This window comes from Streptomyces sp. NPDC046900 (assembly GCF_040644975.1).
Classification (GTDB): domain Bacteria; phylum Actinomycetota; class Actinomycetes; order Streptomycetales; family Streptomycetaceae; genus Streptomyces.
This window is the reverse complement of record NZ_JBEYXD010000051.1, coordinates 20,350-27,033: the sequence shown is the minus strand read 5'-3', so window position 1 is coordinate 27,033 and position 6,684 is coordinate 20,350. Positions and strand designations below refer to the sequence as shown.

The window sequence follows — 6,684 nt, the reverse complement described above, 5'->3', positions numbered from 1 at the left end:
GGCAGCACCGGCCCAGGTGCGGAACACGATGCCGGAGGCGGTGCCCGCGTCCGGGCCGACGCCCGCGCCGGCTGTCTCCGACGCCCGCCTGTGGTCTTCCGGTACCGCGCTCCGCTCCTGGTGGCCCGCTCTCGTCCGGGTCCTGTGGGCCGCCGGTCCCGCCGTCCGCGGGGCCTGGCCGCCGGCCGTGCTGTTCGTGGCCGTCGGAGCCGTCGCACTGGCGCACGCGGGCGGTTTCGACGGGGCACGGCCGCTGCTGCTCGCCGTCGCGCCCGTCGTGCCCGTCGCCGGGGTCGCCCTGTCCTACGGGGCTCACGCCGACCCGCTGCACGAGATCGCGGCGGCGACTCCCTCCGGGGGGCTGCGGCTGGTACTGACGCGCACGACCGCCGTCCTGACCGTGAGCCTTCCGCTGCTGACCCTCGCCGGGCTGCTGCTGCCCGCCTCGGGCGCGCCGGGTGCGGCCGCCTGGCTGCTGCCCGGGCTCGCCCTGACGCTGGCCTCGCTGGCCCTGGCCTCCTATGTCGGCTGCCGTGCCGCGACGGCGGTGACCGGAGGCGGCTGGCTGTGCGCCGTGGTGGTGCCGGCGCTCACCGCCCCCGGCAGCGGGCTGACCTCGCGCCTCGCCGAGCGGCTCTCCCTGTACCTGGACGGCGCCCCGGCCCAGGGCGGCTGGGCGGCGGCGACCGCGCTCTGCGCCGCACTGCTGGCCGCCCGCCGTCCCGCCTACGGGCGACTGGAGCAGCGGTGACGACGACCGCGGAGTCACCGCGCGCCGGCACCCACCACCCACATCTGGAGAAGCGTTGAGCACGATACGAGTGACCGGCCTGCGGGCGCGGCACCGCAGGACCGTCGCCCTCGACGGGGTCGACCTCACGTTCGGCGCGGGCGTACACGGTCTGCTGGGCCCCAACGGCGCGGGCAAGACGTCCCTGATCCGCGTCCTCGCCACCGTCTGCGAACCGGCGGCCGGCCGGGTGGAGATTCTCGGGAAGGACGCCGGCGACCACCGGTGCCGCGGCGAAATCCGCCGCCGTCTGGGCTATCTGCCGCAGGAACTGGGCTACTACCCGGGGTTCACGGTCCGCGAGTTCGTCGCCTACGTCGCCTGGCTGAAGGAGATGCCCGCCGCCGAGGCCCCGGCCGCGGTGGAGCGTGCCGTGGACCGGGTCGGTCTCGGCCCACGCATCGACACGAAGATCAAGACGCTGTCCGGCGGCATGGTCCGCCGCGTCGGCGTCGCCCAGGCCGTCGTCAACGAGCCCGACGTCCTGCTGCTGGACGAGCCGACCGCGGGCCTCGACCCCGAACAGCGCGTGGAGTTCCGCGAGTTGCTGCGCGAACTGGGCGCCGCGGCCACGGTGGTCGTCTCCACCCACCTCGTGGAGGACGTGGCGGCCGCCTGCACAGAGGTGACCCTCCTGGACGCCGGGCGAGTCGCCTACCGCGGCACCCCCGAGGCGCTCACCGCGCTCGGCGCCGCGTCGGAGGGGCCGGGCGTCCACCCGGTGGAGCGCGGCTACACGGCGGCGCTGCGGGCACACCGTGGCCAGGCGGTCCGGGAGGCGGCGCGATGAGTCTCGTGGCCGGAAGGAAGCAGCCGATCGTCCGCCCGCAGCACCCCTTGCGCACCGAGGCCCTCCGCGGCCTCGCCCCCTGGTCCGGGGCTGCTGTGCTCCTGACGCTGGCCGCGACTTTGGCCGGTTCCGCCGGGCGCTGGCAGGGCGGCTGGGACGAGACGGCGGCGCAGCTGCACAGCGCCTTGCTGGTCGTCGTGCCGCTCGCGGCGGCCGCCGGTTGCCGGCAGGGCGGGCGGGAACGGCGGCGGCACACCGACGAGTTGTGGCGGACGGCCGCACGGGGACCGCTCGTCCGGTTCCTGGCCTCGGCGCTGCCGATCGGGCTGTGGACGGCCGCGGGGTACCTGGCCGCGGCGGCCCTGGCCCTGCTGGCCACCTGGCCCTACGCCCAGGGCGGCCGCCTCTGGCCGACCGCGCTGCCGGGCGATGCGGTGGCGCTGGCGGCCGCCGCGCTGATCGGTCATGTCGTCGGCCGGCTGGTGCCCTCCCGGCTCGCGGCCCCGCTGCTGGCCGTGGCCGGCTACCTCGGCCTCGGCTTCGCGCTGGACCGCTTGGGCTTCGGCCGCTCGCTCAATCCGGCCTTCCCGGTTCCGGACACCTGGGTACCGGTGTGGTGGCAGCCCGTGGCGATGACGGTGTGGGCAGGCGGTCTCGCGGCGGCCGCGGTGCTGGTGCACACGCTCCGCCGCCGGTCCACGGCCCTGCTGCCGCTGGTCGCCGCCACGGCCGCGGGAGCCCTGCTGGTGCAGACCGGGGACGGGCTGTGGCACGACGACCCGGTCGCCCGGCGGCAGGTGTGCGACACCTCCACCACGCCCGCCGTCTGTGTGAATGCCCGCTACGCCGGACTGCTCCCGCAGGTCACGGATGCCCTGTCGGGCATCACCGGCCGGCTGAAGGGTGTACGGAACCTGCCCGTCCGATGGGAGGACCACCCGGGTTCACCCCGGCCCGACGAAGCGGAACTGCCGATGGTCACGCCGTTCGGGCGGTCGGTCGTACGGGGGCGGCTGACCGATCCGCAGCAGTACGCGTGGGAGGCGGTGACGGCGCTGCGGCTGCGCGGCGACTGCGGGGAGAGGACGAACGCGCGCGTGCTCCGGGCGGACGACGCGGTGGAGAACTACCTCGCGCCCAACCCCCTGCGGAAGGCCTTCGACGACGAGGACGCCCAGGGCGACGAAGCCCATCGTGCGGAGCTGAGGAAGCGCCGCGCGGCCCGGTCCCGCCTGGCGGCGATGGACGAGGAGGAGCGCCGCACCTGGCTGTCCGCCTACTTCGCGGCCCGGGGCGCCTGCGACGTGGGCGGGGTACCGGAGCTGTGACGGGCCTCCGGGAGCCCGCCCGGACCTCGAAGGCGGGCGACCACCTGGGCCCTGCCAGGTCGGACGGTCGGGGTGTGGGCGCGGGCGGCCACGGTCGGTGCGGCTCGGCCGGGCGGCGGGGCTTCACGTCGTACGTCGTGGTGCTCACCCGGAAGGGCCCCGTGGCCATGAGTGCCACGGGGCGTGCCCCGGGTATGCAAAAGCCCGGATCGTCAGGCTGAAATGCCGTCGATCCGGGCCAAGGCGTCGTCCGCGCCGTACGGCTGCAGGTATGGCAGCCAGCGCGGGTCCCTATGCCCGGTTCCGATGATGCGCCAGGCGAGTCCGGTCGGCGGCGCGGGTTTGTGACGCAGCCGCCAGCCCAGCTCGAAAAGATGCCGGTCGGCCTTGACGTGGTTGCAGCGGCGGCAGGACGCCACCACGTTGTCCCAGACGTGCTGACCACCGCGGCTGCGCGGAATGACGTGGTCGACGCTGGTTGCGACGCCACCGCAGTACATGCACCGGCCGCCGTCACGTGCGAAGAGCGCGCGCCGGGTAAGAGGAACGGGCCCCCGGTAGGGAACCCGAACAAATCGCTTCAGCCGGACCACGCTCGGTGCGGGGACAGTGACGGTTGCGCTGTGCATGAAGGCGCCGGACTCCTCGAGGCAGATGGCCTTGTTCTCGAGGACGAGGACGAGCGCGCGGTGGAGCGGTACGACGCCGAGTGGCTCGTACGACGCATTGAGGACCAGGACATGCGGCACGGATGCCTCCTTGTACGCCGGCGGCGCGTGGCTCGCGCCGGGACGATCTGCAGTCAGTCTCCCCTCATGCCTGGTGGAAGCGCCACCATGTCCCGGTAACGGGCTGGGAGTGTTTTCGACCACACACGATGCATCCCCCGTTGCGCGCCCCTTTACTTCCCCAGGTGAGCACGGTCTCTCCACGGGACATCGGCACGATCCCCACGCGATGCCCCGTTAGTGTGGTGCCCTGCCCTTCCGGTGACCTTCCCGTGACCTCGACGGCCCCGACGGCCCTGCCCACCTTGACCGCCCGCACCGGAGGCAGACGCTGCACCAGGAGGTACCTGCCGTGTCCCTGCCCGCGCTATCGGCCGTCGGCGCCACCCCGTATCCGTCGCCATCGCAGACGACGGTTCCGACGACGGCTCCAGCGGTCCCCACGCTCCAGGACGCCCAGGAGAGCGCGAACAACGCCGCCAGCTGGGTCGAGCAGAACTGGTCCACGTGGCTCGCCATCGGCCTGAGGGTTCTGCTGATCCTGGTGATCGCGGCGGTACTGAGAGTGGCGGTGCGACGGGCGATCACCAAGCTGATCGACCGGATGAGCCGCACGGCCGAGGCAGTGGACGGCACGGCCCTCGGCGGGCTGCTGGTGAACGCGGAGCGCCGCCGGCAGCGCTCGCAGGCGATCGGCTCGGTGATGCGGTCGGTGGCGTCGTTCGTGATCATCGGTACGGCCGGGCTGATGGTCCTGGGGAGCTTCCAGATCAACCTGGCGCCACTCCTGGCGTCCGCCGGTGTGGCGGGCGTGGCGATCGGTTTCGGCGCGCGCAACCTGGTGACGGACTTCCTGTCCGGCGTGTTCATGATCCTGGAGGACCAGTACGGCGTCGGCGACACCATCGACGCGGGGGTGGCCTCCGGCGAGGTGATCGAGGTCGGCCTGCGGGTGACGAAGCTGCGCGGCGTGGGCGGCGAGATCTGGTACGTCCGCAACGGCGAGGTCAAGCGCATCGGCAACCTCTCCCAGGGCTGGGCGACGGCCGGGGTCGACGTGACCGTCCGCTCCGTCGAGAACCTGGACCGGGTGAAGACGACCCTGGACACGGTGGCGGAGCGGATGAGCAAGGACGAGCCGTGGAACGAGCTCCTGTGGGGCCCGATCGAGGTGCTCGGCCTGGACAGTGTGCTGCTGGACTCGATGGTCGTCCGGGTCTCGGCGAAGACGATGCCGGGCAAGGCTCTGGCGGTGGAGCGCGAGCTGCGCTGGCGCATCAAGCTGGCCTTCGACGAGGCGCACATCCCCATCGTCGGCGGCCTGCCGGCCGAGCCGGGGCCGCAGCCCCCGATCGATCCTTCGGCGATGGTGGCGGCTCCGTCGGTCCTCTCGAATCCCGAGTCCCCGCAGGCGCAGGCGGCGTCCCCGATCGTGCCGCCGCGGTCGGCGACGATGTGACAGGTCGTACGTAGGAGGCGGCGTCCGGGTGCTCCGGGCGCCGCCTCTTGGCGTGTACGAGAGGGCGGATCGGCCGTTCCGGTGGCTCCGTACGTAACGAGTTGATTGCCACCAGTGGCCGGTATTGACGCCTCCCTTGCGGCAGGCCTAACTTCCTCTCACCCAATAGGAAACTTTCCTAACAGTGATCTTCGGGACCGCCCGAACACGGGAGGACACCGGAAGATCATCCGGTGGACTTCCAGGCGGCCTCGCTGGGAAGCTGGGCTGTTGAGAGGCAGGTGGCGACAGACATGGCAGGATCCGCCGGCATGCCGGGCACCCCGCGTGTGCTGCGCGCCATGAACGACCGCGCCGCCCTCGATCTCCTCCTGGAGCACGGCCCGCTCAGCCGTACCCGTATCGGCAAGCTCACCGGCCTGTCGAAGCCCACCGTCTCCCAGCTGCTCGCCCGCCTCGAAGCCGCCGGCCTCGTCCTGATGACCGGCACCAGCGAGGGGCGTCCGGGCCCGGGCGCCCAGCTCTACTCGGTCAACCCGGCCGCCGCCCACGTCGCCGGCCTCGACGTCACCCCCGAGCGCATCCTCGCCGCCGTCGCCGACATCACCGGCAGGTCGGTGGGTGAGTACGAACTGCCCACCCCCGGCCGCCGCGCGCAGCCCGTGGTACGCCAGGTCACGGGCGCTCTCGAGGGGGCGGTGAAGGCCGCCGGGCTCGCGGTCTCCGATGTGCACCGGGTGGTCATCGGCACCCCGGGGGCCTTCGACCCCAACACCGGGCGGCTGCGCTACGCCTCCCATCTGCCCGGCTGGCACTCCCCCGCGCTGCTCGACGAACTCGCGGCCGCCCTGCCGATGCCCGTCGAGTACGAGAACGACGTCAACCTCGTCGCCCTCGCCGAGCAGCGGCTCGGCGCCGCCAGGGGCCACGGCGACTTCGTCCTGCTGTGGAACGAGGGCGGTCTCGGCGCCGCCCTCGTGCTCGGCGGCCGGCTGCACCGCGGTTGGACCGGGGGCGCCGGCGAGGTGGGGTTCCTGCCGGTGCCCGGCGCGCCCCTGGTCCGCCAGGTGACCCGGGCCAACAGCGGCGGCTACCAGGAGCTGGCCGGCTCCCAGGCCATCCCCCGGCTGGCCCGGGATCTGGGCATCAAGGACGTGCCCACCGGCCCGTACAGCGAGGTCGCCGCCGCTCTCGTCGCCCTCGGCGCCGACAGCACCACCGGCCCCCACCGGCGGCTCCTCGAGACATACGCGACCCGGCTGGCGACCGGCCTTGCCGCGCTGGTCTCCGTGCTCGACCCCGAACTCGTGGTCCTCAGCGGCGCCTTGCTCACCTCCGGGGGCGAGCCGCTGCGCACCCTGCTCCAGGCCGAACTGGAGGAGCTGGCCGCGTCCCGGCCGCGCCTCGTCGTCGGCGACGTACGCGAACACCCCGTGCTGCGCGGCGCGTTGGAGAGCGCGCTGGCAACCACCCGCGACGAGGTCTTCAACACCTCGCGCTGAACCCCGGCCGATCCACTCCGGTTCCACCCCCGCCCCGCACCCGCTCCGGCCCGTACCTCACCCAGCCCGTCCCAGGGAGACCCCGTC

Annotated in this window: 6 protein-coding genes; 5 read left to right on the top strand and 1 reads right to left on the bottom strand. The window is 73.4% G+C overall.

Features of this window, described 5'->3' with window-relative positions; translation table 11 throughout:
* The 3 genes from ABZ904_RS34185 to ABZ904_RS34175 form a co-directional block, all read left to right on the top strand.
* The coding region (locus tag ABZ904_RS34185) for a zf-HC2 domain-containing protein (RefSeq protein ID WP_361827757.1) at positions 1-751 on the top strand (751 nt) is incomplete at its 5' end.
* A gap of 55 nt (positions 752-806) precedes the next feature.
* The gene (locus ABZ904_RS34180) at positions 807-1,580 is read left to right on the top strand and encodes an ATP-binding cassette domain-containing protein (RefSeq protein ID WP_360999213.1); all 774 of its coding nucleotides are present in this window, start codon (positions 807-809) and stop codon (positions 1,578-1,580) included.
* The gene (locus tag ABZ904_RS34175) at positions 1,577-2,908 is read left to right on the top strand and encodes a hypothetical protein (RefSeq protein WP_359400688.1); all 1,332 of its coding nucleotides are present in this window, start codon (positions 1,577-1,579) and stop codon (positions 2,906-2,908) included. Before ABZ904_RS34180 ends, ABZ904_RS34175 begins: the two co-directional genes overlap by 4 nt.
* Before the next feature lie 212 nt (positions 2,909-3,120).
* Here the strand turns inward: ABZ904_RS34175 and ABZ904_RS34170 are convergent, their stop codons facing one another.
* Positions 3,121-3,657 (bottom strand): HNH endonuclease, encoded by a 537-nt coding sequence (locus tag ABZ904_RS34170; RefSeq protein WP_359400685.1) that lies wholly within the window; start codon positions 3,655-3,657, stop codon positions 3,121-3,123.
* Positions 3,658-3,988: 331 nt separating this feature from the next.
* Between ABZ904_RS34170 and ABZ904_RS34165 the strand changes: the two genes are divergently transcribed.
* A complete protein-coding gene (locus ABZ904_RS34165; protein ID WP_361827752.1) occupies positions 3,989-5,095 on the top strand; it encodes a mechanosensitive ion channel family protein in 1,107 nt (368 codons plus the stop codon).
* A gap of 293 nt (positions 5,096-5,388) precedes the next feature.
* On the top strand, positions 5,389-6,597 hold the full coding sequence (locus tag ABZ904_RS34160; RefSeq protein ID WP_361827749.1) for an ROK family transcriptional regulator: 1,209 nt from the start codon (positions 5,389-5,391) through the stop codon (positions 6,595-6,597).
* The last annotated feature ends 87 nt before the right edge of the window (positions 6,598-6,684 follow it).

What these genes read in the sequence shown, in the direction of transcription:
- ABZ904_RS34175 (WP_359400688.1), top strand. Translation starts at nt 1,577, where the DNA reads ATGAGTCTCGTGGCCGGAAGGAAGCAGCCGATCGTCCGCCCGCAGCAC.
- ABZ904_RS34160 (WP_361827749.1), top strand. Translation starts at nt 5,389, where the DNA reads ATGGCAGGATCCGCCGGCATGCCGGGCACCCCGCGTGTGCTGCGCGCC.